This is a genomic window from Leptospira sp. GIMC2001, from assembly GCF_028462125.1.
GTDB lineage: Bacteria > Spirochaetota > Leptospiria > Leptospirales > Leptospiraceae.
The window spans coordinates 2,704,379-2,730,088 of the sequence record NZ_CP115468.1 but is presented as its reverse complement, the minus strand read 5'-3'; the positions used below and the strand labels follow the sequence as shown (position 1 = coordinate 2,730,088).

At 35.8% G+C, this 25,710-nt stretch carries 23 protein-coding genes, 2 tRNA genes and 1 pseudogene; 14 read left to right on the top strand and 12 right to left on the bottom strand.

Annotation, left to right across the window (positions count from 1 at the left end; all coding sequences use genetic code 11):
• Positions 1-8: 8 nt before the first annotated feature.
• A complete protein-coding gene (locus tag O4O04_RS14100; protein WP_272532407.1) occupies positions 9-3,092 on the bottom strand; it encodes a SpiroCoCo family coiled-coil protein in 3,084 nt (1,027 codons plus the stop codon).
• A gap of 73 nt (positions 3,093-3,165) precedes the next feature.
• Here O4O04_RS14100 and O4O04_RS14095 point away from each other — a divergent pair, with 73 nt between their 5' ends.
• From O4O04_RS14095 to O4O04_RS14075, 5 genes are read left to right on the top strand one after another with little or no spacing between them, the layout of a single operon-like run.
• A complete protein-coding gene (locus O4O04_RS14095) occupies positions 3,166-3,900 on the top strand; it encodes a class I SAM-dependent DNA methyltransferase (protein WP_272532406.1) in 735 nt (244 codons plus the stop codon).
• Positions 3,901-3,902: 2 nt separating this feature from the next.
• Entirely contained in the window at positions 3,903-4,826 is a 924-nt protein-coding gene (locus O4O04_RS14090; RefSeq protein WP_272532405.1) for an ABC transporter ATP-binding protein, read from the top strand.
• 3 nt (positions 4,827-4,829) lie between these two features.
• The gene (locus O4O04_RS14085) at positions 4,830-5,561 is read left to right on the top strand and encodes an ABC transporter permease subunit (RefSeq protein ID WP_272532404.1); all 732 of its coding nucleotides are present in this window, start codon (positions 4,830-4,832) and stop codon (positions 5,559-5,561) included.
• Positions 5,558-7,249, top strand: coding sequence for a GldG family protein (locus O4O04_RS14080; protein ID WP_272532403.1), 1,692 nt, complete (start codon positions 5,558-5,560; stop codon positions 7,247-7,249). Before O4O04_RS14085 ends, O4O04_RS14080 begins: the two co-directional genes overlap by 4 nt.
• A gap of 1 nt (position 7,250) precedes the next feature.
• Positions 7,251-8,327, top strand: coding sequence for a DUF4340 domain-containing protein (locus O4O04_RS14075; RefSeq protein WP_272532402.1), 1,077 nt, complete (start codon positions 7,251-7,253; stop codon positions 8,325-8,327).
• Positions 8,328-8,332: 5 nt separating this feature from the next.
• Here the strand turns inward: O4O04_RS14075 and O4O04_RS14070 are convergent, their stop codons facing one another.
• Entirely contained in the window at positions 8,333-8,950 is a 618-nt protein-coding gene (locus tag O4O04_RS14070; protein WP_272532401.1) for a hypothetical protein, read from the bottom strand.
• A complete protein-coding gene (locus O4O04_RS14065) occupies positions 8,943-10,199 on the bottom strand; it encodes a lysophospholipid acyltransferase family protein (protein ID WP_272532400.1) in 1,257 nt (418 codons plus the stop codon). The genes O4O04_RS14070 and O4O04_RS14065 overlap by 8 nt, the downstream gene beginning before the upstream one ends.
• Before the next feature lie 54 nt (positions 10,200-10,253).
• Between O4O04_RS14065 and lmtA the strand changes: the two genes are divergently transcribed.
• Both lmtA and O4O04_RS14055 read left to right on the top strand, forming a co-directional pair.
• Positions 10,254-11,015 carry a lipid A Kdo2 1-phosphate O-methyltransferase gene (lmtA, locus tag O4O04_RS14060; protein ID WP_272532399.1) on the top strand — a complete coding sequence of 254 codons (762 nt, stop codon included), beginning with the start codon at positions 10,254-10,256 and terminating at the stop codon, positions 11,013-11,015.
• The gene (locus tag O4O04_RS14055) at positions 10,999-11,946 is read left to right on the top strand and encodes a DUF1853 family protein (RefSeq protein ID WP_272532397.1); all 948 of its coding nucleotides are present in this window, start codon (positions 10,999-11,001) and stop codon (positions 11,944-11,946) included. Before lmtA ends, O4O04_RS14055 begins: the two co-directional genes overlap by 17 nt.
• Here O4O04_RS14055 and mtnA read toward each other — a convergent pair.
• Positions 11,897-12,967, bottom strand: a complete 1,071-nt coding sequence (gene mtnA, locus O4O04_RS14050; protein ID WP_272532396.1) for an S-methyl-5-thioribose-1-phosphate isomerase — start codon at positions 12,965-12,967, stop codon at positions 11,897-11,899. The two genes, O4O04_RS14055 and mtnA, sit on opposite strands and share 50 nt — an antisense overlap.
• A gap of 141 nt (positions 12,968-13,108) precedes the next feature.
• On the opposite strand from mtnA, the gene O4O04_RS14045 reads away from it, so the two are divergent.
• Both O4O04_RS14045 and O4O04_RS14040 read left to right on the top strand, forming a co-directional pair.
• On the top strand, positions 13,109-13,327 hold the full coding sequence (locus tag O4O04_RS14045) for a phasin-related domain-containing protein (protein ID WP_272532395.1): 219 nt from the start codon (positions 13,109-13,111) through the stop codon (positions 13,325-13,327).
• Positions 13,328-13,614: 287 nt separating this feature from the next.
• The gene (locus O4O04_RS14040; protein WP_272532394.1) at positions 13,615-14,064 is read left to right on the top strand and encodes a hypothetical protein; all 450 of its coding nucleotides are present in this window, start codon (positions 13,615-13,617) and stop codon (positions 14,062-14,064) included.
• A gap of 55 nt (positions 14,065-14,119) precedes the next feature.
• Here O4O04_RS14040 and O4O04_RS14035 read toward each other — a convergent pair whose 3' ends face one another.
• Genes O4O04_RS14035 through O4O04_RS14020 form a run of 4 tightly spaced genes read right to left on the bottom strand, consistent with a single transcriptional unit; the run spans position 14,120 to position 18,398 of the window.
• Positions 14,120-14,815 carry a hypothetical protein gene (locus O4O04_RS14035; protein WP_272532393.1) on the bottom strand — a complete coding sequence of 232 codons (696 nt, stop codon included), beginning with the start codon at positions 14,813-14,815 and terminating at the stop codon, positions 14,120-14,122.
• 7 nt (positions 14,816-14,822) lie between these two features.
• The gene (locus O4O04_RS14030) at positions 14,823-16,658 is read right to left on the bottom strand and encodes a CHAT domain-containing protein (RefSeq protein ID WP_272532392.1); all 1,836 of its coding nucleotides are present in this window, start codon (positions 16,656-16,658) and stop codon (positions 14,823-14,825) included.
• A 10-nt stretch (positions 16,659-16,668) separates the two neighbouring features.
• On the bottom strand, positions 16,669-17,427 hold the full coding sequence (locus O4O04_RS14025; RefSeq protein ID WP_272532391.1) for a hypothetical protein: 759 nt from the start codon (positions 17,425-17,427) through the stop codon (positions 16,669-16,671).
• A gap of 41 nt (positions 17,428-17,468) precedes the next feature.
• The gene (locus O4O04_RS14020; RefSeq protein WP_442915897.1) at positions 17,469-18,398 is read right to left on the bottom strand and encodes an RNA polymerase sigma factor; all 930 of its coding nucleotides are present in this window, start codon (positions 18,396-18,398) and stop codon (positions 17,469-17,471) included.
• 71 nt (positions 18,399-18,469) lie between these two features.
• Between O4O04_RS14020 and O4O04_RS14015 the strand changes: the two genes are divergently transcribed.
• On the top strand, positions 18,470-19,342 hold the full coding sequence (locus O4O04_RS14015) for a M23 family metallopeptidase (RefSeq protein ID WP_272536107.1): 873 nt from the start codon (positions 18,470-18,472) through the stop codon (positions 19,340-19,342).
• A 1-nt stretch (position 19,343) separates the two neighbouring features.
• Here O4O04_RS14015 and O4O04_RS14010 read toward each other — a convergent pair.
• The 3 genes and pseudogenes from O4O04_RS14010 to O4O04_RS20485 all read right to left on the bottom strand — a co-directional run.
• Positions 19,344-19,419, bottom strand: a tRNA-Ala gene (locus O4O04_RS14010).
• Between the two features lie 91 nt (positions 19,420-19,510).
• Positions 19,511-19,584 (bottom strand) — tRNA-Ile (locus tag O4O04_RS14005).
• Between the two features lie 76 nt (positions 19,585-19,660).
• Positions 19,661-19,891, bottom strand: a pseudogene (locus O4O04_RS20485) (SOS response-associated peptidase family protein); the annotation flags it as partial.
• A gap of 274 nt (positions 19,892-20,165) precedes the next feature.
• Here O4O04_RS20485 and O4O04_RS14000 point away from each other — a divergent pair.
• Both O4O04_RS14000 and O4O04_RS13995 read left to right on the top strand, forming a co-directional pair.
• Positions 20,166-20,951 carry an LA_0442/LA_0875 N-terminal domain-containing protein gene (locus tag O4O04_RS14000; protein ID WP_272532390.1) on the top strand — a complete coding sequence of 262 codons (786 nt, stop codon included), beginning with the start codon at positions 20,166-20,168 and terminating at the stop codon, positions 20,949-20,951.
• Positions 20,952-20,965: 14 nt separating this feature from the next.
• Entirely contained in the window at positions 20,966-22,423 is a 1,458-nt protein-coding gene (locus tag O4O04_RS13995) for a beta-propeller fold lactonase family protein (protein ID WP_272532389.1), read from the top strand.
• Between the two features lie 256 nt (positions 22,424-22,679).
• Here O4O04_RS13995 and O4O04_RS13990 read toward each other — a convergent pair whose 3' ends face one another.
• On the bottom strand, positions 22,680-23,381 hold the full coding sequence (locus tag O4O04_RS13990; protein ID WP_272532388.1) for an SOS response-associated peptidase: 702 nt from the start codon (positions 23,379-23,381) through the stop codon (positions 22,680-22,682).
• A gap of 247 nt (positions 23,382-23,628) precedes the next feature.
• Here O4O04_RS13990 and O4O04_RS13985 point away from each other — a divergent pair, with 247 nt between their 5' ends.
• Complete coding sequence (locus O4O04_RS13985; RefSeq protein WP_272532387.1) at positions 23,629-24,714, top strand: DegT/DnrJ/EryC1/StrS aminotransferase family protein; 1,086 nt, start codon at positions 23,629-23,631, stop codon at positions 24,712-24,714.
• On the top strand, positions 24,707-25,621 hold the full coding sequence (locus O4O04_RS13980) for a formyltransferase family protein (RefSeq protein ID WP_272532386.1): 915 nt from the start codon (positions 24,707-24,709) through the stop codon (positions 25,619-25,621). Before O4O04_RS13985 ends, O4O04_RS13980 begins: the two co-directional genes overlap by 8 nt.
• The last annotated feature ends 89 nt before the right edge of the window (positions 25,622-25,710 follow it).

The following is a 25,710-nucleotide window of genomic DNA, read 5'->3' as shown; positions in this document are numbered from 1 at the left end:
TTTCTTTTTTATCTAGCTTTTCTGGATGCCAAAATGGTGTCCACCAAGGATTTCTCGATTCCTAGCTTATCCGAAATGGATTCGGGAGTCCAATGGTGTTTGTCATAGAGGCTTAGAACGGTGTTCTTTTTTCTTTCCAGGAGAGGATCAGATCCTTTCCCTTTTGGTATTTTTTTCTGGGTCTCCGAACTGATAGTATTCTGAACAATATCAAGAAAACCCGATAGTTTCTCAAATTTCTCGTCAGCTTCATTGATCAAACTTTCCAATTCTTCTTTGGAAATATTTGCCTCATCACGAAGTTCCTCGACTCGTTTCTGAAGAGTGAGTGCTTGTCTATGCCGATCGGCGAGATCTCCAATTAAGCTTTCTATTTTGTCAAAACGAGATTCAACAGTTAGAATATCTTTTTCTCGATCTATCAAATGCTTCGATCTTGCATCCGCTTGACGAATGGATTCGTTGAGTTCTTGTTCACGAGTTGCAATGAGCTCAATTTCTCTATCAATGGATTCAATTTTATTCTGGAGTTCTTCTGTTGTTGCTTCTTGTTCTTTCTGAATATGCTGAATTCTTTCTAGGGAATTGCGAGTCTCTTGGATCTCATCCAGACTTTCCTTGAGAGTCTCACTGGAATCCAGTGCTTTCTCAATTCGCGATTCCCATTGAACCATTTGGTTTAAACTTTCTCGAAGGCTAAGAGTTTCATTGCCGATTGTTGCGAGATGGTTTTCTAGATTACTAGTTTTCTCTTCCCAACCTGAAATCGCGGCAAGCTCATTCTTTAAGTTGATAACATCTTCTTCGGTTTGGTTTTTCAATTCTGTTAGAGAATCGACAGATGATATGTAGTTTTCCAAAAGATAGGCATTGGAGTCAAAATCTTCCAAAAATTTGGACAATCTGTTCGAAACCGTTTCTGATCTCTCAAATAAAATCTTGGTTTCTTCGATAGAGCGCATTTCATCTTTCGCGTTTTGTATCTTGGACGTGAGGTCTTCTACTTCGTCTTTTACGTGAACAAGGCTACCTGACACAGAACCAAGAATATCTTCTTTGAGTTGCAATGCTTCTTGGATTCCTTCTTCAATATCCGTTCTAAATCTACGGAATTCTTCCTTATTTGATTTGAAAGAATCATCCAAATCTTTCTTAAGGCTTGTGATATGCTTTTGAACTTTTTCTTCGATTTGACCGAGATGAAGATTGCCTTTGTCGACTAACTTCGCGAGCTGTTTGTTGATTCTTGTATCGATATTTTCGTTGAGCTTATCAACTTTCAGTTCTTGCCTGCTAAAGAAATCTTCTGCAGTTTTCTTGAGAATCTGAAATTTGGAAGATAGATCATCTTGAGCTCGTTTACTTTCTTTTTCCAGAGAACCTTCCTGAGCTTGAAGATAATCATCCAATCGCTTGCGATTGTCTTCGTATTCGCTAGAGAATTTGTCTAGAAGATCGCTTCCTTGGATATGGATTCCTTTGATTCGATCTTCTAGACCGTTCAAATTGTCCATCACTCGTTCACGAGCCTTTTTCATTTCTTCGTCCCAATAGGATATCATGGATTCGATTTTCTTTTCCGAATTTTCCATTCCACTAGCGACCATATCTTCAAATCGGTTGGCTTTACTTTCGGCTTCGTCGAGAATTTCGCGAGCAGTATCAGTCAATACGTCCTTAATGTCATCAACATAGGTATCAACTTCACCTAACTTACTTGCAATGGTTGTATCCAAACTGTTGATTCGAGTTTCAATATCACCGAGGTCAGAACGTATTCTTGCTTCCATATCTTGGCGAAGATTGAGCACAGCTTCTTTGGAGTCAGTCTCGGCAAGACTTCTTGTAACTTCCAAATCTTTATGGAAACTTTTTAGTTCACCAAGAGTTTCTTTTCTTATGCTTTCTGCATCTGCCCTAAGTTCTCCACTCACGGAACGGAATTCTTCAGCAAAACTTTCTATTTGGCGCATAAGTTCAGACTTGCGAGAATCAGCCTGCTTCAATAATTTATTTTCTGCTTCTAGATATTTCTCTTGGAATTCCAATATAGAAGTATTGATATTCTCAGCTTGTCTTCTGGTTTCATTGAGGATGTCATCGCGCCTTGTCATTGTCTCAAGTGACAATCCTTCAATTTCTCTTTTTATTGCATCGACTTCGAACTTTATTCCATCAAGAAATGTTTCTTTGGATTGAGAAGCTTGCTCTATGATTCTATCAAATCGTTCGCTTAATTTTCTTTCTAAACCAGATATTTTTTCTTCAATGCGAATCTGAGCTTTAGAAGTTTTTTCTTCGAGTCGTTCTTCAAAACGATCAACTTTTTCTGAAAGTATCGCAGATGTATCTTCAAATTTGCTAATTTTGATTTCTAAATTATTTTCTGTATCAACAACACGATCCATGACATCATCGAGTTCGCGTTTTGCCATATCAATTCGACCGACTGTATCTTTTATCAACGCGTCTGACTCTTGGTTGATTTTAGTTTTCGCAGATTCTGCAATATCTTCTAGAGTTACATCAAGCGCGTCTGACTTTTTCTCCATTAGAGATTCTAGCTCGATCAATTTCTGGGCAAGAGATTGAAGCATATCATCTGATCTTAAGTTCAACTTTTCTTGAAACATGTCCAAGATACCGACAGATTCTTCTCTGAGAGAGTCCATATCTTCTCGTAAATAACCAATTTCGGATCTATGATTGGACACTTCGTCCAGACTTCTCTGCAAATACTCGGATTCTTTCTTCGCATCCGATGCAAGTTCAACAATTGCTGTCATTTCCTGTGAGAGGGAAGAAAGATAGTCCCTACTGGATTTCAAATTTTCAAATAATTCTTTGGATTCTCTTGATAATTTTTGAATGTCTTCGCTGGTTTTTCGAGCTTGCTTTAAATGAATCTCTAAGTCAATTCCTGCGTCTTTTACGGACTGTACTTTTAGTACGGCTGTCTGATTGATTTCTTCAGATAGCTTGGTTGCGTATCTTTTGATTTGACTTAGCTTTGTGTTCGACTTATCTAGCCTGCGGAGTCCAATGGTTACTGCAACGCTTGCTAGAAATGGTATTAAAATTTCGAGACCCATAGATTATGTCACATTACAATAATGGATGAATAATTTTGCAAGTAGAATTTCACAAGAATTTCATTTTTCAAACATGAAAAGCCTCAAACCCTACCAAATTTTCGCTAAAATCTACGATTCAAGCATGATAGATGTGGATTATGAGGAATGGTCGGCTTATATATGGAATTGTTTTCGAAATTTCAAGTTACCGCGACCTCAGAGCTTGCTTGATCTAGGCTGCGGAACGGGAAGGTTGCTCGTTGAGATGAGTCCAAAATTTCCTATCTCAACTGGTGTTGATTCATCCTCGGATATGTTAGAAATCGCTCGAGCTAGAAATCTAAAAAAAACACAATGGATCCAATCTACAATTCAAGATTTTATTCCTGATCGAAGCTACGATCTTGTCCTTGCGACTCATACAACGATCAATTATCTTGCAGATCCTTTAGAATTATTTACAGCAATGTCTAAATCACTTCGTGTTGGCGGAATTTGTTTTTTTGATTATTCAAGTCTGTTTAATCTTCAAATGAATTTCCATGAGAAGAAATTTTCCGAAATTCATGATAATATTAAAATGGAATGGACAACTTTTTTTTCCGAGAAATCTAAGAAGATAGATGTCCACTTGGATTTCTATGATAAAATTAGTAATGAATGGTTTGGAACCGAATCACATCCGCAAATTTACCATACCACAGAAGAATTGGTAGGATTATTAGAGAAAATGAAATTTAGAATATTAGAAATTAGAGGAGATTATAACTCGTATACATCGTTGGATCGAGCCAATCTCTTGCATATTCTAGCAATTAAGGAGTAAGAATGCTCATAGTAGACAATTTAACCAAATATTATGGTAAGAAGAAAGCAATCGATGGAATTAGTTTCCGATTAGAACGAGGAAGAATTACTGGTTTGCTTGGCCCAAATGGTGCTGGCAAAACAACGACTATGCGAATCATGACGGGATTCCTAGATGCTAATGAAGGGTCTGTAACTTACGATTCAGATTCTATATCAGCAAGCCCAATGGAAATTAAGAAAAGGCTTGGTTATCTTCCAGAAAATGCCCCTTTATATCCTGAAATGTTGGTCTGTGAATATTTGAAATTTCTTACAGAGGCAAGATCCATTCCATTAGAGAATAAGAAAGCGGCAATGGATCGAGTTGTTGATCTCTGCGATTTGCGTTCTCATTTCTATCATCCCATTGGTCAGTTGTCAAAAGGATTCAAGCAGAGGGTTTCTATCGCAGGAACTTTAATTCACGATCCAGACTATATCATTCTGGATGAACCGTCCAGTGGACTTGATCCCAATCAAATCAATGAAATTCGAAATCTTATAAAAAAACTTGGTAAAGAAAAAACAGTAATTCTATCTACACATATTTTGCAAGAGGTCGTTGAAGTATGTGATCATGTCCTCATACTGTCTCAAGGCAAAATTGTTTTGGATAGTCCAGTTGCTGGTCTAGGTGAAACGGAATTAGTTTATTTTGTCACCAAGTCTGGGTTAATGCAGATTGCACCATTTTTTACTGATACAGGAATGGATAGCTTAGAGAAAGTAGATGATCTACCTAATGGATACTTTGGGTATGTAGTCAATAGCAATGGCAAAGGTAGCGAAGCTGTATTCGAAGTTCTTAAGAAATCTGGCAAATCTGTCTCCGAACTAAGAACGTATGAGAAATCAATGGAAATGATTTTCTCTGATCTAACAAAAAGCAAAGGAGGATTTTAGATTATGGTATTTGAGAATATAATAATACTTTTTAAAAAGGAAATGCGTTCCTATTTCAATACTCCGATTGGTTATATTTTTTCAGGATTTTTCTTACTTCTACTGAATTTTCTATTCTTCTTTGGTCTAGGTCAGAATTCATTTTGGGATTTGAAATCCGCAAGTATGGAACAATTTTTTTTATGGGTGCCCATACTTTTTATAATTTTCATACCTGCAGTAACAATGCGTCTTTGGTCTGAAGAAGAAAGAAGCGGCACTTTGGAAATTTTGCTTACATTGCCATTTCATGATTTCGAAGTTATATTAGGTAAATTTTTATCTGCGTGGCTTTATATAGGAATCGTGTTGCTCGCAACATTTATGACACCGCTTACCGTTTTTTTGTTGGGCAGTCCTGATCTTGGTTTGATTTTAGCTGGATACATTGGCTGTTTTTTTATTGGAGGAGGATATGTTGCCATAGGAATTTTTATCTCATCTCTTACGCGAGATCAAATATCAGCTTATGTTGTTACTTCTCTTGTCTGTTTACTTTTTTTTCTTATGGGGTATCAGCCTGTTTTGAAATTTTTGGGTGCCGATCTCGGTGGTTTTATTTCTTACCTTTCACTTTCAAGGCATTTTGAATCTATGCGTTTGGGAATTTGGGATCCAAGAAATTTCTATTATTTTATAAGTTTTATGGGATTGCTCCTCACTTTGAATATTTATGTGATTAGAGGTCGAAGATGATTGGTAGATTAAAGTTACAATTGGAGACAAGATTTTTTATACTCGGACAGATTGTTCTCTTTTTCTTCGCATCAAATTATTTAATGAGTAGCTTCAATTGTAGATTGGATATCTCCAAATCGGGTCGATTCCAACTTACTGATAGTACGAAAAAAATTGTTAACGAATTACAAGAAACTGTATATATTGATGCATACTATTCTTCGGACATCCCGGCAGAATACAAAGCAAGAATTACTCTTGCTCAAGAAATCCTAAAAGAAATACAATCAGTCAATTCGAATAAAGTAAAACTCCGTTTCTATGATCCAGATTCATCTGAATCCGATAAAGAAAGAGCCATTGAATTAGGAATTGAACCGCAAACATTGCAAAAAATTGAAATGAGCTCAGCTCAAGTGAAATCTGCTTTTCTTGGGGTGAGTCTGACTATGGGCAAATTGTCCGAGACTATCCCTGTAGTATTTTTTGCAGAAGAAGTTGAATACCAGATCCTATCCAATCTAAAAAAAATGATTCGTAAGCAGAAGAACGCAAGCTCTGGTTTAGGAATCATTGTCGAAGAAGGTTCGTTAGATGCACCGCAACCTGGGCCACGGTCTGGTAAAGATACTTTTGGCGTATTTGTCTACCAAGCTTTTGCACCAGAATATGGATCTGTGTTTTCATTTGGAGTCAATGAAGATCCACTTCCAGAGGATTTGGATACTGTTTTGATAGTTGGATCGCCTGAACTTACTGATTTGGGTCGCTATCATATTGATCAATTTCTTATGAGGGGCGGAAATTTATTGATTTTTGCTAAGTCGATGGATTTCAATTTGCAATCTCCTTCTCAGATGGGTCAACTAACGATGGGAAGTCAGGGATTTGCACAACCAGTTCAAAATATTTCTGGGTATAATGAATTTTTCTCACACTATGGATTCTCTGTGAATACGGATATGGTTTTTGATAAAGTGAATTCAATGCCCATGGGACCCATTGTTCAAACAGAGCAGGGTGGCTTTGGAAGATATCATTATCCTCTTTGGGTTTTGGTTGGCAATGAGGCTGATAATTTTTCTACAAGCAATCCAATAACTCGGGATCAAGAAATTTTACTTTTACCATGGGTTTCTAGTTTAGAAATGCTATCATCCAAGCAACCAAATGTTGTTATAGAACCTGTTATCAAGTCTACAGCTTCGGCATTCAGAAAAGCTGATTATCTTTTTATTGGAGAAAAGGAAGTAGCAAAAATGGATAATCTACCAGATGGCGAAGAATACAATCTTGCTCTTCATCTAAAAGGTAAATTTATTTCATACTTTAAAGACAAAACTTTGCCACAATTTGCAAATCAAACAGATTTTAAAGAATCAAATGATGAAGGAACTGAATCCAATATTTTCGTCATGGGGACCCCTTACCTTGTGTCTGATTTATTGATCCTTCGAGAATTTCGTGAATTGTACCAAGGTGCAAATGTTCCATTTCTTATGAATCTCATCGATATAGTGCAAGGTGATGAAGATTTGGTTCTAGCAAGATCTAAGAAACCAGCCTTTGAGTCGTTAAAAACTTTTAGCCCATCAGAAGAATGGGTTTTTAGTATTTTGAATATCTTTGCGCTTCCATTCCTTATTGGAATTTTTGCAATTGTTCGATTAAAATCAAGAAACCAAGGTAAATGGAGGAACTTCTGAGATGCAAATAATCTATCAAAATATAGGCAAATCTCTGTTAGCTCTGAATTCTGTAATTTTGTTGTTGGCTTTTGTATTCAATGATCCATTTTCTTGGTTTGCAAATGATTATTCCCATGCAAGAAATCTGATTCGTCCAAAAGGAGAAATTCAGAAATTGGTCATCTTAGATTCGCAAGCACAAGACAACAAATCGATATCATCTTCAACCAATGGAAATACAGGAAAATCGATTGAAGATAAGAACATTTCGCGAATAGAAATCAGAAAAGCGCAAGAATGGAAAATTTTTATTGATGGATTGGAGCTTCCGGTTGATTCAACCAAATTCACAGCTCTGATGGAAGCTCTACTTTCGCTTAAGGAATTTACAAACCTTGGATCAGATGGATCAAAGTTTGGATTCGATTTACCATATAAAAAGATTGTAATGTATGATGAGTCAGGAACTGAATTCCAAATCGAAATTAGTCAACAAACTGCTACAGGCGGAGGCAATTATATTCGAAATGCAGATTCTGATATATACCTTATGCCCATAAACATTCTCAATCTCTTAGACAAATCGGATCCTCTGCATTTGGTTGATCGTAAACTTTTTGCAGATCTTACTCAAGAGAATTCATTTGTATTAGAAATTCTTTTATCTAAGAATTCTAAGATAAATTATAAACTTGGTTTGAACGATAAAGAGTGGTTTTTTCTAGAACCTGAGATCATTGCTGCAAATTCTGTCCTTGTAAACGAATTGGTCAATCGACTTGCAAGTATGGAAAGCCGCGCAGTATATTTAAAAGAAATTTCCAATTGGAAGAACATTCCAAGTTTAGAATTAGAGATTAAATATTCAAAGGGAGTCGTTCGTGATGACGAAGTTTTGAATTCTGAAGATTTGAATACTCAATTAATATCTGAAAGAATTACAAAGTCACTTACTTGCTTCGCAAAAGATTCTGACGAAAATACAATTTGTAAGTTATCAGGAATTCCATTGTATTATGCAATGGATACTTACCAATTGTCACAATTTACGGATAGATCGAAAGAGGATTTTAAAGCGGAAATTCCAACACCGTAGAATAGTTAGCGCTTGGAATTATCGAGGCTAGACCAAGGAAGAAAAATCTGGGCGATAGTATATCCGCCCTCGTTGAAAATTTGGAAGTTCTGAAGTTCCACTTGCAAGCTCTTCATAATTATAACGATCAAGGCGATTCCAATCCCTTCGCCTTCAGAATCATCAGCTCTTTCTAAATAGTATTCCATAATATCATCGTAGTTTTGAGCATGCATAAGTGCACTACGAATCTTGAGCATTTCTGCTGCGACCATGGACATATTGTTCGTAACAATGATTTTGAGTCCGTCATCTCTCCAATCTATACTTGCCTCTACCCATAGATCGTTCGTTTCTGCGAGTTTACTGAATTCAGGCAGACTTCCCGATGTGATTCTACTTTTGTACATTCTCACGCCCAATTCGTAGTCGCTTATATGATGAATGTCTAAACCCGCATCCTGAAAAAATAGCCTTTTGTAATTAGCTTTTAGTCCATTCAAAATTAGATCTTTAACCATTGTATAAATCTCGGAAACAATAGTAGGATATCCGCCATCTTTAAGAATTGTACTGAGATATTGGAAAACCCTATCATCTGTTTCTGGATTCCAGAGAAAATATTTGAATTTTCTCTCAGCCATGAAATTTATAATCAGCATCGAATAGAGGATCTATTTTCCTATTTTCATTGCTCATTATTTCTTCCAAGGTTTCTTTGAATTGATTTGTTAGAGATTGAATCATACCTCGTTTATCTTTCTTATAATCTTCATATACTTGATTCAATAACACGGGTTTTGCGACTTTTATTTTAGCAATATGAGGTCGCATTTTTGTTTCGCCAAAAATTTCTTGTTCATATCGATACAACCATTCATAGAGTCGCTCTGCAGTTGGATGCGAGGTTAAATAAGTCGTCTCCATTGTAATATAGTCATATGCTTTTTGCGCTGCCTTTCTTGCCCATTTTGCAACTTCTGGATTTGGTCCTTTTTCCTTTACCGATTCAACTCCAATTGCAGAAAGCTCTAAGTAGGATAAAATTTTTCTCAATTTTAGAATTGCATTTTCTTTCTGGTCAAATTTAGGTAAGTCAATCTTAAGAGATATATTATCAAGTATGGTATGTCTCAATTTGCCCAATCGATAATCAAAATCTTGTCCTTCTTCGGGCACGATTCCATATTCTCTTTCTTCTTTTTCAACAAGTTTTTTACCTATTGAAAGAAAGCGATGAACAATATCCTTACCTAGTTTCGTTAAACCCATTCGATTTTCAAGAACGGATAAAGAACGATCCAAATCTTTCTGTAACCAATCTCTTGTTTGATTCATACGGTATTTTATAAAAATTGGAAGAACATAGAGTTTTGCATCAGGATCTTTTTTTAAAGAATCTTCCAATCCCCAAAACCCCAATTGAGCAACACCAGGTTGGAAAGGAAGGAGTGTATCATTGAGTCCACTTGTTGGTTCGCCCTCTGGAAAAAGTACGAGCTTTCCTCCTTCAGAAGATAGAATCTCTCTTGTCGCTTTGAGAGATTCTTTATCACTTGCTCCGGCAATTACAGAATATGCGCCGATGCTTTGAATGAATTCTCCAACAAATCCAGATCCCCAATCAAAGACTTCACGAGAAGCCATATAATGGAATCGACTAGACATCATATTGGCAAGAGTATATACGACTGGCGGCTCTTGAGTAGTTGGGTGGTTTGACAAGATGATGAGTCTTTCTTTTCGAAGGGATTTGATTACAGATCGATCCTCTTCGGAAATGTCAACGGAGTCAATATTGTGAACGGTTTTTAGTAAAAAAGGTAAAGAAAAATCAGTGAACCATAATAAAGGGTAGTTGAGCTTAGGCGGTATGAAACTATTATTGGACATAGAAAGATTTTTAAAAATACAAGGATTGAAATCAAGTAAGTTTTCGTAATAAATATGGCATTAATTGAAGAATTTGACAAACAAGGTAATTTTCTTTTTCGTTGGAGAACTTATGTTCCAGGAGTTATCTTAATCAGTGCAATAGCTGTTTTACCAACTGTTGAATATTGGGGTGGGAACTATGATACGAATGTTTTGTATACACTAGGCTGCTTTATTGTCAGTTTATTTGGATTGTTCATTCGCTGCTTAACAATCGGAATAACACCAGCAAGAACTTCAGGAAGAAATACGAAAGAACAAGTCGCGGATGTTGTCAATCAGACTGGAATCTATTCAACCGTTCGTCATCCTCTTTATCTTGGGAATTTTTTCATGTATCTGGGCGCGGTTTTTTTGACGCAGTCAATTTTTTTCTCAGCTTTATATGTTCTCTTTTTCTATCTATATTATGAGCGAATTATGTTCGCAGAAGAATTTTTCTTAAGAAATAAATTTACAAAAGGTTACTTGGATTGGGCGAATTCCACTCCAGCATTCATACCAAGTTTCAAAAATTATAAAAAAGCGAGCCTACCATTTTCTTTTCGCAATATTATAAAACGAGAATATCCAGGATTGTTTGGTTTGGTTGTTGTTTTTACGTTGTTTGATATTGCGATCTTGTATTTCAATGAAACTGGAAGATTTGCTGCTGGTTTTTTTGAAGCATTGCGAATCGAACAGATTGTATTTTTCTTGATTGGTTTGGCTTTTTATATTGTTGTAAGATTGATTGTGAAGACTACCAAATGGCTTCATGTCGAAGGAAGATGATTCTAGAATAAGAAAACTTCGCCAGGATCTAGTTTGGATCCTGGACTCTCCTTCACTCATATCTAATCAATATTTTCCATCAGATATCCTACTCTTTCAGAATACAGATTTTCTATTCCAAGAGTTGCGAAGTGAAATATTCAGCAATTTAGATTCAATTCTTTCTAATTCAAAAGCCGTTTTGAAATTTTTCGAAGAACGTAAGACCAAGCGTTTAGGTCGTTACTATGAGACTCTTTGGGAATTTCTTTTCCAAGAATCAGAAAACTGGGATCTATTGGGAAGGGGAATTCCTGTTCGATCGAATGATTCAGAAACCCTCGGTGAATTTGACTTTTTATTGTACCATATAAAATCCAATCAGTACATACATCTTGAAGTGGCGATCAAGTTTTACTTAAGATTGCACAGAGAAATTCTTGCTTCCTCCTACGTTGGACCAAGCTTCAATGATCGCCTAGATCTCAAATTAAAAAAGCTTACAAAACAATCGATACTCACAAGAAATCCCGAGGCCAAAAAATATCTAGATCCGATTTTGGGTTCCTCTAATCAGTATTTTCATCCTTATATATTAGTGCAAGGAATCTTGTTCTATCCTAACAACGATTATAAATTTTATGAAGATTCAAGCAGTGTCCCTGCATGTGTTAACGAAGTTCATTTAAGATCCAAGTATATATTCTTTCGAGAACTAAAGTCTATGCATAGCTTTGGTTCTAAGTATATTTTAGATCCAAGACTCGACTGGTTATCTGATCCGCTTGAATCTGATTGGAAAGATGCAATGAATTTTTCTACTTTGCTCAATCGATTGGATGAGTTTTTTGCAAATAGAAATGAATCAGTATTTGTATCTAAACGGAATCTCTTACACTCTGTTAGTCGATTTTTTGTTCTCCCGGATCAAAAATCCCAATCTCAGTTATGATTTTGGTGATGAATCTTGCGGGTGTAATATCGAAGGATGGGTTTAGAGCTTTGGCAGAAGCTGGTGCTATAATTCCTGCTGGAATGAGATTCTCACCTTGTGAATTTTTCAAAAAATTCAGCTGAGTGACTTCCATTGGATTTCTCATTTCAATTTCTATCTGGCTGCCATCAGATGACTTCTGATCAAAACTATCTTTGGTTCCAGCTACATAAAATGGAACTTTGAATTCTCGTGCAATCATGGCAAGTCCGCAAGTTCCAATTTTGTTCGCGGTATCTCCATTTCTTGCAATACGATCACAACCAACGATCACCGCGTCAATATGTCGATCATTCATAAGCCAAGCGGGCATTCCGTCCGTTATGATATAGCATGGTATACCTTCTTCCATCATTTCAAAAGCAGTAAGTCTTGAACCTTGTAGATAAGGTCTCGTCTCATCCGCATAAACTGTAACTTCGAAACCAGCATCTCTCAGACTACGTATGATTCCAAGAGCAGTTCCATGTCCTGCTGTTGCAAGAGCTCCTGTATTGCAATGAGTGATGATATTGAGTTTTTTATTTTTACCTTCGAAAAGACTGAGTGCATTCTGTCCGATTTGTAAATTGGATTTCAGATCCATATCATATTGTCTCTGAGCAAATTTTTCCATTCCATCAAGAATTTCTTTCCAATCTGAATTCCGTACGTTTTGTTCTGTAAACTCATTTAAGAAATCACTGATCATTCGGCTTAAGTTAACGGCTGTGGGTCTTGAATTTTGTAGCCTTTCGCAGATTGCACGAATCTTAGAGTAAGGCGGAGCAGCTGTGAATTTCTGGAACTCCATAAAAAGACCGAAACTTCCAGAAATTGCAATTGCGGGAGCTCCTCGAACTGCCATTTCTTGGATCGCAGTAATGACATCAGCTAGATCTTTTGTTTGGATATAAGATTTCTGCATAGGAATCAAACGTTGATCTAAAAGTCTGAGTGTTGGATTTTCCCAAAGAATCGGTTTTAGGCTTGAAGGCATAGATTTACCAAATTATGGAATGGCTTGATCTGTCAAAAAAAAGGATCAAATTGTAAAAAAAAGAGTGACATTTCTGAAGGGGTGGGGTAGTTTTGGTTATAGATTTGTGCAACGCACAAATCACTGAAAAGGAGAAAACAAATGGAAAAAGAACTAAAAGACGGGTTGAATTTTATTCTCGGAGCAGTTTCTAAAGTAAAAGAAGAATTTGATGGTGGATTTCAAGGTCTACAATCTAGCCTTCAATCTCTTGTAGAAAAAGGCGCTCAAGACAATAGTGAATTGTCTGTAAATGTTAGAAAATACGCACAAGAAGGTATCAAAACCATCCAGTCCGTAATTCCTACTTCAGCTAAATAATATCCTACCTGCTAAGGATTGTTTGCCCCCTGCAATTGCTGCAGGGGTTTTCTTTTTTTAAATGTTTTACGGTCTTGACCAACTTCAGACCAGCGAGAAAAACATTCTTGATACCTTTTTTGCATTAATTTAAAATTAGTTTACACCTTCTATACAATCCAATTCTTTTGTATTCTATGAAGAAACTTATTATCAGTTTAACTCTTGTATTTTTAATTTTAAACAATTGCACTGAAATGATTATAAAATCTAGGAACACAAAAAAACTACCGTTTTTAGAACCTTCTATGTTGAATAAACAATCTGGGTTAATTGTTCACTCTAATTCAATCAATCTTCATCATATAGGAACAGTCTATTTCACAGACATTGGTAGCTTGACTTTTGCTGGTATGCCCGCATATCTTCCAGATGAAAATGGTAAGATGGATTTGATTTTCAATTTTCAATTGTATAGATCTTATTCTCCTACTTCTGCAATTGTATCTATTTTTTTGCAACCAACGCAAGTTTATGTTATATGCGATAATAAAAATGATAAAAGTTGGAGCCCGACTATAGGTCTGTTAAAATACAGCGCAGAAGTTCTTGCAAATAAATGGAAGACAGACTTATTATTAGAATCAGAAAATTTTTGTTCGCAAAAAGAAAAATACCAGACAGACATAAAACAAGCTCGGGTATTAACTCAAGATGAAAATCGAGAGTTATCCAAATTGTATATACGTAAAAAATAAAGACTTCAAAGAATCAACTCCTCAAAGATTCAAAAGATTCATATTCTCAAATATATCATTTCATTCTATCCAAAGCATTTTCTAGATTTACTATAATTTTATGATCTATTAGCCATTGAATAACATCTTCTTCCGATTCATAGTTATCATAATCTACTTCAAAAGAAGTAAGATTTTTCTGATCACTCAATGAGTTTCTAAGAAACTCAATCGTGAGGTCTTTGTATTTTGTGAAAATTTCAATTGTCGGAATCTTTCGCAAGTTAAAGAAGCTCTCGATTTTTCGAATCAAAATATAATTTGCTGCAAGTTGTGAATACTCAATGGAATCCTTTGCAACAATTGTAAATAAACCTTCCCAATTTGCGGACGAACTGTTCTCCATATTTTTGCATTCATAGCCTAGACAGATACTACTTCCGTAGAATGAATAGTTCTGACTTTTTGGATCGCCTGTCCTTGCCGGATGTATCATACATCCAAATTTTGTCTGAGTCTGAATATCGAGGTATCCAAGAAAAGGGCAATTGTAAGTTGACTCATCTTTTTTGGGAAATTGGTTTTCAATTTTTTCTCTCGCTTGGCGATAAGCTGGAATTGTATGAGCTATGTTAAAATCAACATGTGATTCAAAATAGGTAGTTCTCTCGAAGAGAAGAGTTTTATATTGTTCTCGACTGAGATCCAAATTGAAAAAGCCACAACATGATCCGCAGGAAATATTGCAGCCGTTAGGTTGACAGAGACTCACGGTTGTATTATTTCGCTAGGAGACCACTCGAACCAAGATCGAGATTGCCAAAACCTGGGTAGGAGAGTTCCAATTCCCCTTTTTCTTGATTATCAATGATATTTGCAAAAAGTGGAATTAGAATTTTCTTTTTCTCATTCAAAACCACAAGATTGCCTCTGTATTTTTCTATTTGTTGACCAACATAATCTTGCTTCACCATTGGAGCTGTGATCAGAGAACTTTCTGGACGAACACCGCGGAAAATATAGTGGTGATTGGAATTCTCGGACACAAGAAAGATATTGATCTTCTCAAATTCCTCTAGCTCCACCAATAAATTCTCATAAAAGTATTGGTATGTGATGAGATAGCTTTCCCAAGAGTCTTTATCGATTTTTCCTTCTTGATAAAGAGTTGTCCAATTGAGAATTTTCTGAATGACTTCGCGGTTCGAGTTTAACACGTCAATCACCGATTCTAAGTGAGGTGTGATTTTGAGCTTTCGAAAATCCCATAAACAGGCATAAATGAGATCCCACCATTTCGAAATAGAAATTGAATCATCCGGATTCTCTGGAAATATCTTGCCAAGTGAATGGAATTTATGATCACTAAAAATAATTGTACCAAGAACTTTCGAAAATTCTTCAAAGCATCGAATCAAGTAAACCAATTGTTCTTGTAATGTAAGATTCTCCCGCTGTGAATTCATGAATCGCTGATAGGAATTGGCGATTGGAGTTGGATAGAAATTCATAATAAAAGATGGGTTAATGATTTTCTGAGTTGAAGGATCTTCTTCTGGATCCTGAAGAATAGTAAAATCTGGATTCCCATACAACGAATAGTTAGCCCAAGTTAGGTCACTCGTATCATAATTTCTTCTGGCATATTCACGAGTCATGAATAAGGATTCACCTATTGTTTTATCGCTAAATAAATAGGTATAAAATCGAATCGTAAAATCTAAAGTATTCTCGTTATCCAAAATCTCCCAGTTCGTTCCGATAAAAGTTTTGATACCAGACATTAGAAAAGACCCAGCAAAATTATTCATAATATTGGTATTGATTTTGCCTTGAACAGACTTAGAAGACACGCAAGAATTGCTAAAGACGATATCTGTTGAGATTCCACTATTTTTTATTTCACGAGATTTTAGAATTTTGCCACCAGAGAGAAGCCATCCATTCTCGAGAGGATCATCCGAAAAAATCAAATGACCACAATAATGAATAATATTCTTATCTTTGATGAGAGATAGCAGCTTGAGTTTGTTGACTTGTTTACCGCCAATGAATTCAAGTTCAAGTCTTGACGGAGAAACTTTTTCGGTGAGAATACGAAATAATTCTTCGCCTTCTTTTTGTGCCCAAACCAAATCTTCTGTTGGATCTGCTATGATTAGCATTTTTAATTTTTCTTTGCCAGGATCGGGCTTAGTATGAAATCCACCTCGAATTGTTTTACCGATTCTAAATTTATCAGCGAGAAAGCAGTTCCCATCATGAAAAAGTTCCCAAGGAATGGATGCAAGTTTTGGATCAATATTGAAATGAATACTTTTGTCTGTTGCGAGCTTGAGTCTCTCTACAATTTCTTTTGGAAAAAATTGATAAAAAAATGTCTCACCTAGAACTTTTAATTCATTTAAAATATCGGTATTGAGAACGGCTTTCTTGTTCGAAGTGTTCTGAAGAGCATTGGATACGCGAAACAGATTCTCTATTTCGGAATTGAATTCCATGATGAGATCATCATCAATGACAGACTGAAGATGGGATTCTCCGCTGGGCGTATTTCCATCTAGGACGTTGAATACGTTTACATTTCCGACTCGATCTATGATCAGGTTGATCATAGATAAAATTTTAATCTACAATCAGGTAGAGGTCAACCATTTTATTGGCAGCGTTTCCAAGAAACTCAACGCTATAAGAGCCTTCCATAAGTCCGGAAAAATTTACAATTCCTTCCGTATTGATTTTATTCGAAAGTATAAAACGACCGTCTCTTCTGAGAATCACTTGTCTATAATCATCCAGATCTGGTGTATCAATCTTTATGCTCATAAAAACTTCTTTAGGAGTTTCTCTGACGAGTTGATAGAAAAATTTCTGACCATTTTGTATTTTTTCTTCGAAAACCACATATCCTGCATCATTGCTAGTTGTTGGTGCAACAGCCGATCTCATTCCAGGCGAAATGGCAAGACTCGGAGTGATATCCAATCCTTGCTTGAGAGATTCAAATAAATGAATCCCAGCTTGAGACAATCTTACAACTAAGCTCGTCTTGCGTTCAGGTTGTTCGATATTTTTCTCCATATAACGAAGTAAGTAATCGGGAACAGGAAGGTTTGTTCTGTCACGAAGCTTCATTTCCGCTTTTGCGAAATCTACATCCGCAAGGAAAGAAGAATAGGATTCATTGTTTATGCGATCTAATAATGAATCAGAAGAAGAATAGATTGCATTGATAAGCGTTTCTTCAGCCTGAACCAAAGACTTAAAACTCTGATTGTCATCTAATGCGGAGTGGAGAATTGTCTCATCTGATTCCAGATATTGGGATAAGGGTATATTGTCTATTGGTTGCATATCTTCTTCCGCGTTGCCTTTAGAATTCATAATTCTATCACCCCTTACTTGAATAGATCAGACGAAAAAACCTAAGTAAATTCCTCAAAATTTATTTTTTTTTGTAACTTTTCTATCACTCGGATTAAAGTTACACTTACTCCACCTTCCGAGATTCCAAGTATATTGGAGACTTCTCTATAAGGAGTTTTGGCAAGAAAATGACCTTTTTGCCTTTTATCTATCAATTTCTTACGCTGTTCGTATTTCTTCTTGAGCGATTGACCCAATCGATCGATGTCTGGAAGGTTACTTGTGCTTGCAGCTGTGTTATCGATAAGTTTTTTTTGTTCTTTTAGATCCAAAATGTTTAAATAGATCGAAGTGATTTTGTCTTCCATCTTTTGATTATCATCTTCTTTCTCAGATAGTTCAGAGCGAACTCTCATGATCCACGCTTTTAATTCATCAAGATTCATCCCGGACTTATCTATGATAAATTGGATCTCTTCAGGATCTAACTGAAGATAATAAATATATGACAATTTGAAAACAACTCGATTGTCTAGACGAATCTCTTTTAAAGTATTATAAAAGCTTTCCGAAAAATCTTGTGCATCCCGCTTAAGGTCTATTAGTCGGTCAGGTTCATCTTCAATTGTATTGTATTCTTTGCCTTCTTGGTTGACTTTGTTAATGGATTGAATCTTTACTTCTTTGCGAGTTCTCTTCCAATCGATGAGAAGATTTCGCAATACAGAAAAAAACCAGGTCTTGAATGTTGACTTTCCACTAAAGCTTTGGAGTCTCTTCCCAGTTTTCAATCTTTCAAAAGCATAAATATAGAAATCACCAGCGTCATCTTCTGATAAGTGAAAAACTCGGATCGGAAAATTGTAAATATCTTCGGAATATATATCAAAAAATTCTTTTATTGCTTCTGGATTCCCTTTACCGGCTGAGGCAACTAGAGTCAAAATGTCTTCTTTATTTAAAGTTTTTTGCATTGCAAGTATGGACATACAATTATTCTAGAAGCATGTTGAATGCTCATAGAAATCGTTTCACTCTAATTATCATCCTTTTTATATCTATGTTTGGCAAGGATTTTTTACCAAATTTAAAGGCAGAAGATTCCCAATCTTTTAAATTTATCTGGCCAATTGCCACAGAAAAAATCTCTGAACGCGTAACATCGGTATTTGGTGAATCAAGGTGGGACCATTTTCACAATGGATTAGATATTGCCTCATTTTATGAGCCGGTTATTGCAATAGGTGATGGCAAATTATTGTATTCTCGATATTCAGCCGATGATCCGTTCCGAGAAGAATGGGGATCTGGCGATACAGTTTGGATTGATCATGGAGAAGGTGCCTATTCTGCATATTACCATCTCAATCCAGGTCGCAAGAAATTTATAGACTTGAACATTAAGAAAGGCCAAGAAATTGGAACTACCGGTAATACGGGACATTCTAGCGGTGGTCATTTGCATTTTGTTCTAACTCTCGACTATGGTCAAAAAATTATCAATCCACTGATTTTTTTGCCAAAGATAGAAGACGAAACTCCGCCTTCCATTGGTGGATTATCCATACATGTCGGTGAGAGATATACAAATATCAATTCAGGTGATACCATAAATCTATCCAAGGAATTTCCATTCACTGTGCAAATTATGGATAGTGGAGTTCGGTCAAGCCAGAGATTTGGAGTTGAGTCTGTACAGTTCAAATTGAACGGCAAACTGATTAAGGACAGTAAGTTCAAATTCATCCGATTTGAAAATGGCGTCTGGGTTAACGATGCTTCCTTAACTTTTACGGATCTATTCATGAAAGACCGTTATTTTATTGGAAACCTTGCTCTGCCTTCTGGTGAGCACACAATCGAAGTTACAGCAATCGATTTCCATGGAAATGCTGCCGTCAAAACTTTCTTATTCTATGTTACTCGGATTTAAATGGTGGAGCCAATCGGGATCGAACCGATGACCTTCTGAATGCAAATCAGATGCTCTCCCAGCTGAGCTATGGCCCCATTAAATGAAAGGTTGAAATTGGTTCGAACTCTTCGCAAACTGTTCAGGAAATTGCTGGTATCCTTTACACTTTACATTCTAAAACCAATCTGGGCCTGACAAGACTCGAACTTGTGACCCCTCGCTTATCAAGCGAGTGCTCTAACCAACTGAGCTACAGGCCCGTCAAAACCAATATTTAAAATCATAGACTGAAAGCAAATTATTTTTAGAAGTATTTTGTAAAAGGCGCAGGCTTTATTAAGAAAATAAACTGCCTTGTTTCTCATTCTCAAACGGATTTATGAGTGACGGGGAATCTGTTTGAGTTGAGTTTACGAGCTTGGATACTTCATAGGATTTAAGAATTATATCTTTTTGCGATTCAGCACATCTTTGAATCTCTCGAAGGTTGAGATTTGGATCCAGCCAATCTAAATATAAATTTTCTGGTATAACAAGAGGCATACGATAATGGATATTTGAAAAGGATGCATTTGAGTTCTGCTCTTACGAATTCATTTACTCTTGGTTCAAGTTCTAGATCGACCAATGAATCGAAGAAAATATTCAAAATACCTTGGTTTCTTATTCATTACTTGAGTTTATTTTCCGATTGATTCTAACATTTTTTTTACATACCTAGATTTTGAATTGATTTTTAATCAGGCAAATGTAATCAGATGTAGATTCAGGGTTGACTTGCTTTTTTCGGGAATCCCCTGATCTCGGACTCTGGTTTGCAAATGTATGGAGGATATTGGATATGAAATTTCATTTTCTGATATTCATATCAATTATATCTAGTTTTGCTATTCGGGCAGAAGTAATCCTTCTTAAATCGGGAAAATATTTATCTGGGAAGGTATCCAGTATCGACTCAAATAAAGTAATTTTCCAAAATCAAAAAGGAGAACAATTAACTCTCGAGAAAAGCAATGTTGATAAAATTATCTATAAAGATGGAAGTGATCTATATGAAATTATCGAAATGGAGAAGCAAAAACTCAAGATAGAATTTGAAAATGAAAAATCGAAAATTCGTGAAGAAGAAAAACTAAAGTATGAAAAGAATCTGGAAACCGAATCTGTAAAGACATCCAATGAGACTCAATTGAATGGAGAGTTAGCAAGCCCAGAGAGATCTTTCACTACTTCAAATATTTTTTATTCACCTGGAGGCAATGCAATTCTTCTTGCCGGCCCGAATGGAACCTGCAGTATTGAAGCTGAAAAAAAACAATGGTTTGCTATCTTTGGAAGCATCCCGATCAATCGAATCGATTCGAAAGATCTTTTTCCTTCTAAAGGGGAATACCGTGTTCACCTCAAAGCAACCGCCTTGGACGTCGTAGTCACAATATTTATAGGTTTTTTTACAACAATTACAGTGAGAACAGTTGTAGTTGAAAAATGTAAATCCCTCACTCTTAACTTGTTAGATGTAGAAGAATACATCGCATCACATAAATATAAGTATATGCAGTTTGCAGAATCTGATCAAAAAATTCGAATCTACGATATTCCAATTCAATCCGAGAGTTTTAGGTAGGCTAAGTAGAAGATGTGAAATTTACCGTCCGTTTCGATTCCTTAAAATTTAGTAAAATTATAGTTATATTTTTATTAATTTTCTTTTGCTCTTCTTGTTTTATGCATCCTTTGTGGAAGCCTTACTTTTTTCCTGAAAAAGATGATACATTACAGCCTTATTTATTCGGGCTGATTCCAGGAAATGGAAGTGGAAACGAAGCAAGGATAACTTCACTCTCGAAGTCTTCCGGCGTGGAAGGAGAAACAATTACCATTGAGGGTGCAAATTTTTCCTCCAATTCTCAAGAAAACAAGGTTCGCTTCTCTGGTTCAGTTGAAGCAGAAATTGTCTCTGGAAATGATTCAAGCCTCACAGTGCAAATTCCGCCAGGTGCAAAATCGGGAATCATCTCCGTCGAAACTCCGTTAGGATCTACACAAAGTGAAGGAGCCTTTACAGTTTATCGCTATTTTATAAGCTTTTCCACAAATTCGAATTCGGAAGTCTACGCTCTGAATTTACTGAATGGGGAAATCACTTCAATTCCTGGTTCTCCGTTCTCCTTGGTTATAGAACAAGGGCCAAAGTTTACTTTGAACGGTAAGTTTGCCTTCTCTGGCGGATTTGGTGGATTAACGCAATTAACAAGTTATTCTGTAAATCCTGAAAATGGAAAATTGACAGTACTGAATGCAAATGCAGGTTCGACTACGCAGAATCCCGTTTTTTTCGCTTTCCATCCATCTGGCAAATTTCTTTATGTTTCCAGTAATGCAACGGGAGCTGCTGTAGCGGCATTCGGCTTGGATCAAGAAACAGGATCTCTTGCAAAAATCGCAGATTATACGGGCTGTGGTGGTTGTAATTTAAATCATATAGCCACAACTCCAAACGGGAAATTTCTTTATGTAAATGCTAATAGCGGGGGTGAGCCAATTATTGGCTTTTCAATTGATCAAACTAATGGTGCACTTACACGTTTAGCAGATACAACAGGAGAGCCGAATATGGATGCCTTAATGATTGATTCCACATCTAAATATTTATATTCTGTTGCCGCGGCAAATATTATAATTGGCAAAAATATTGACCAAACAACAGGAGCCCTCGCTAACATTTTGGGTAATCCCTTTGCAGGTACAGCAAATAACTTTCGAGCAGCTATACATCCTTCTGGAAAATATCTTTATACTGTGAACATTGGAAATCGACAATTAGCAAAACACGATATATCATCAGCCGATGGATCTCTTTCGGCGGCAAATTCGATTTTACAATTCGGTGCACCTGGGTCAAGTTTACAATTTGTAAGATTGGATCCTACAGGGTCATACGGGTTTGTGAGCAATCATGACGGAGCTCAAGGTTATTTTTTTCAGTTTAGAGTTGATCCTGATTCAGGTGTACCTAGCTTAATGAATTCTGGTAACGGCATCTCAACTCCAGGTGGTGTTCCCACTGTGCCAGAACCTTTTCGAGTTGCACAATAGTTTTAGAATCAATTCATTTTGATTCTTTCTTTAAAAAACCAAATCGCTTCTACGGTTTTGTCCCTATGACTTGTAGGATAATACAATAATGAATGATCAGTTGAGTCTCATTTCTGAGACTTTAACAATAGTTGTATTGTATGATGTCAGAGTCTCGTCCATCACTAGCTAATCTAGAGACACGAAAAACCAATTTTTAAAATTTTAGGCTGAAAGCAAATTCTTTAGAAGTATTTAGTAAAAGGCGCAGGATTTATTAAGAAAATAAACTACCTTGTTTCTCATTCTCAAACGGATTTATGAGTGACGGGGAATCTGCTTGAGTTGAATTTACGAGCCTGGATACCTCATAGGATTTAAGAAGTATATCTTTTTGCGAATCAGCACATCTTTGAATCTCTCGAAGGTTGAGACTTGGATCCAGCCAATCTAAATATAAATTTTCTGGTATAACAAGAGGCATACGATCATGGATATTTGATACAGATTTATTTGCATTTCGAGTGATAAGGGACAAAGTGAACTCTTCTGATCCATCCTTACCAGCCCAGATATCCCAAATTCCTCCAAGAGCTAAGGACTTGCCATCTGGCTTATGAATGTAAAAAGGAATTTTGTCTTTTCCAATAGTTTGCCATTCATAGTAGCCTTCTGCTTGGATAAGGCAACGTCTTCTGAGATAAGGACCTTTGAAGCTAGGTTTTTCTGCAATGGTTTCTATTCGTGCATTAGAATATCTCTGGCCCAATTGATCCTTACTCCAACTAGGAAGAAGTCCCCAGGTAAAAAATTCTAAATTGGGTGATTTGCCATCGTGATGAAATGCTTCCACAACAGTGCCAGGAGAAATATTGTATCTTGGAGCAAATGGCTTTTGTTTCCAGGCTTGCAAAGTATCTCTAGGCAAATATTCTCCAAATAAACTATCTTGGTCATTTCGAACAAATCTTCCGCACATAGTCGCAATTCTTATATTACCAAATTAAATGCCAATTCAAATATTAGTGCGAAAAACCTTGAGAAAATTGAAAATTGAACAGAGAAAATGTAAATGTTATGATTTTGGATTTGGACAAAAAATACGTCTGGGAGCATTCCAGCAACGAATTAGGAATTCATTATCGGAAATTATCGTATTCCAAAAATTATATTTGTATAACATGCATTTTGTTGGATAGTTTATTGAACTTTAAAAATATTGTAATATGAGTTATACGATAAATTGGTGGAAAACTGGTTTTGGTCAAGAAGAGATTGAAAGAGTTATATCTTCTTTTCGAAATGAGAATATCAGTCAAGGAAAAGTGACTGCAGAATTTGAAGAAAACCTTGCGGAGTATTTACAGGTTAAGCATGTCGTCGCAACTTCTAGCGGAAGTACAGCTTTGCTGCTTTCATTAATTGCATTGGGAATTTCGCCAGGTGACGAAGTTATTGTACCAAATAGAACTTGGATTGCGACTGCACATGCACCCTACTTATTGGGAGCAAAAGTAGTTTTAGTCGATGTAGAAATAGATCGCCCCATAATTGATTATTCAAAAATCGAAGAAAAAATTACGAAGAAAACTAAGGTAATTATGCCAGTGCACATGAATGGTCGCTCGGCAAACATGAAAGCAATAAATGAAATTGCTAAGAGAAATAATCTTTTTGTAATTGAAGATGCAGCTCAAGCATTAGGTTCCAGAAATCAATCAGGTTTTTTAGGCACCCAATCTGATATAGGATGTTTTTCATTATCAGTCGCAAAAACTATAGCTACTGGTCAAGGGGGTTTTGCAATAACGGATAATTCTGAAATCGCTAAGAATTTAAAAGCAATAAGAACTCACGGAGTCGAAAATGTAAAAGATCCTGATAATTGGATTATGCCTGGATTCAATTTTCGATTTACTGATATACTTGCCTCTATTGGAATCGAACAATTGAAAAGATTACCAGATCGTTTAGATAAACTCAAAAATATTTACAGTATTTACTTAGATAAATTAGATGATCTACCAATCAAATGTATTCCTGTTAATCTTTCGTTAGGTGAGATCCCAGTCTATATCGAATATTTGGCTCCAAATCGAGAATTGTTAATAAAAAAATTGGCAGAAAAGGGAATTGATTCAAGACCATTCTATCCTGATCTAAACAAAGCAAATTATTTTTCCCAAGAAATGAATGAATTTCCAAATTCAAAAAAATACAGTGAAAATGGTATCTATCTTCCATGTGGACCAATGCAAGAAATAAAAGATATTGAATATGTTATAGAACAGATTAGAGAATTTTATGTATAAATACATTGTAATAGGTACATCAGAATCAACTTTAGCTTGTCTTGAAGCTTTGGTTGAAGCCGGAGAAGATATTACAGCGATAATTAGTCTTCCAAAGGATTTGCTTCCTAATAATTCTATTAATTTAAAAAACTTCGCAGCGAAATATCAAGTATCATATTATGAAGTTTCGGACATTAATTCAGAAGAATCTGAAGTTCTATTGACTAATCTAAAGCCAGATTATATAATTTCTACCTGGCCAAAAATTCTGAAAAAAAATATATTAAAAATTCCAAAAATGATTATTGGAACCCATCCGACGCCACTTCCTTTTAATAGAGGTCGCCATCCTATCCATTGGCTGATTGTTCTAGGTATAGCATCATCTTGTGTTACATTTTTTAATATGGATGAGAATGTTGATAATGGCAAAATTCTATCACAGGTACCATTTAATATTGGTTCTGGAAATATAAATCAAATTAATATCGAAATGAATCGTGCTTTAAAGGATGGAATCATTTCATTAGTTGCTAATTTTAGAAATTTTTCAGAATTCGAAGGGTTTACACAAAACTCAGATAATTCGAACATTTGGCGAGCTAGAAATGAACATGATATTACATTAGATCCTAGGATGTCAGTATCGATTGTTAAAAGAATTGTAAATTCCTTTTTGGAACCGTATCCGATGGCTCGGCTATTTGTAAAAAAAGGAACTTATATTAAAATCTCTAAAGCAGAAGAATTGAGTTCAGAATCATATCCAGTAAATTGGAGAAATTTTGAGCATGGTCAAATATTGAATCAAAAAGATAACTCAATAATTTTTAGAGTGGATGATGGAATGATTAAGCTTTATTCAAAAAATTTATATGAAATTGAGAATATAAAAAGAATTTATCCACCCAGTTTCTATTTCTAGTCTCGATTAGTTTATCTTACTATTGTTATTCCGGCATTATCTCGTTATTCATGTTGATCCCAAAAAAAACTCCTATTCATGTATCTATT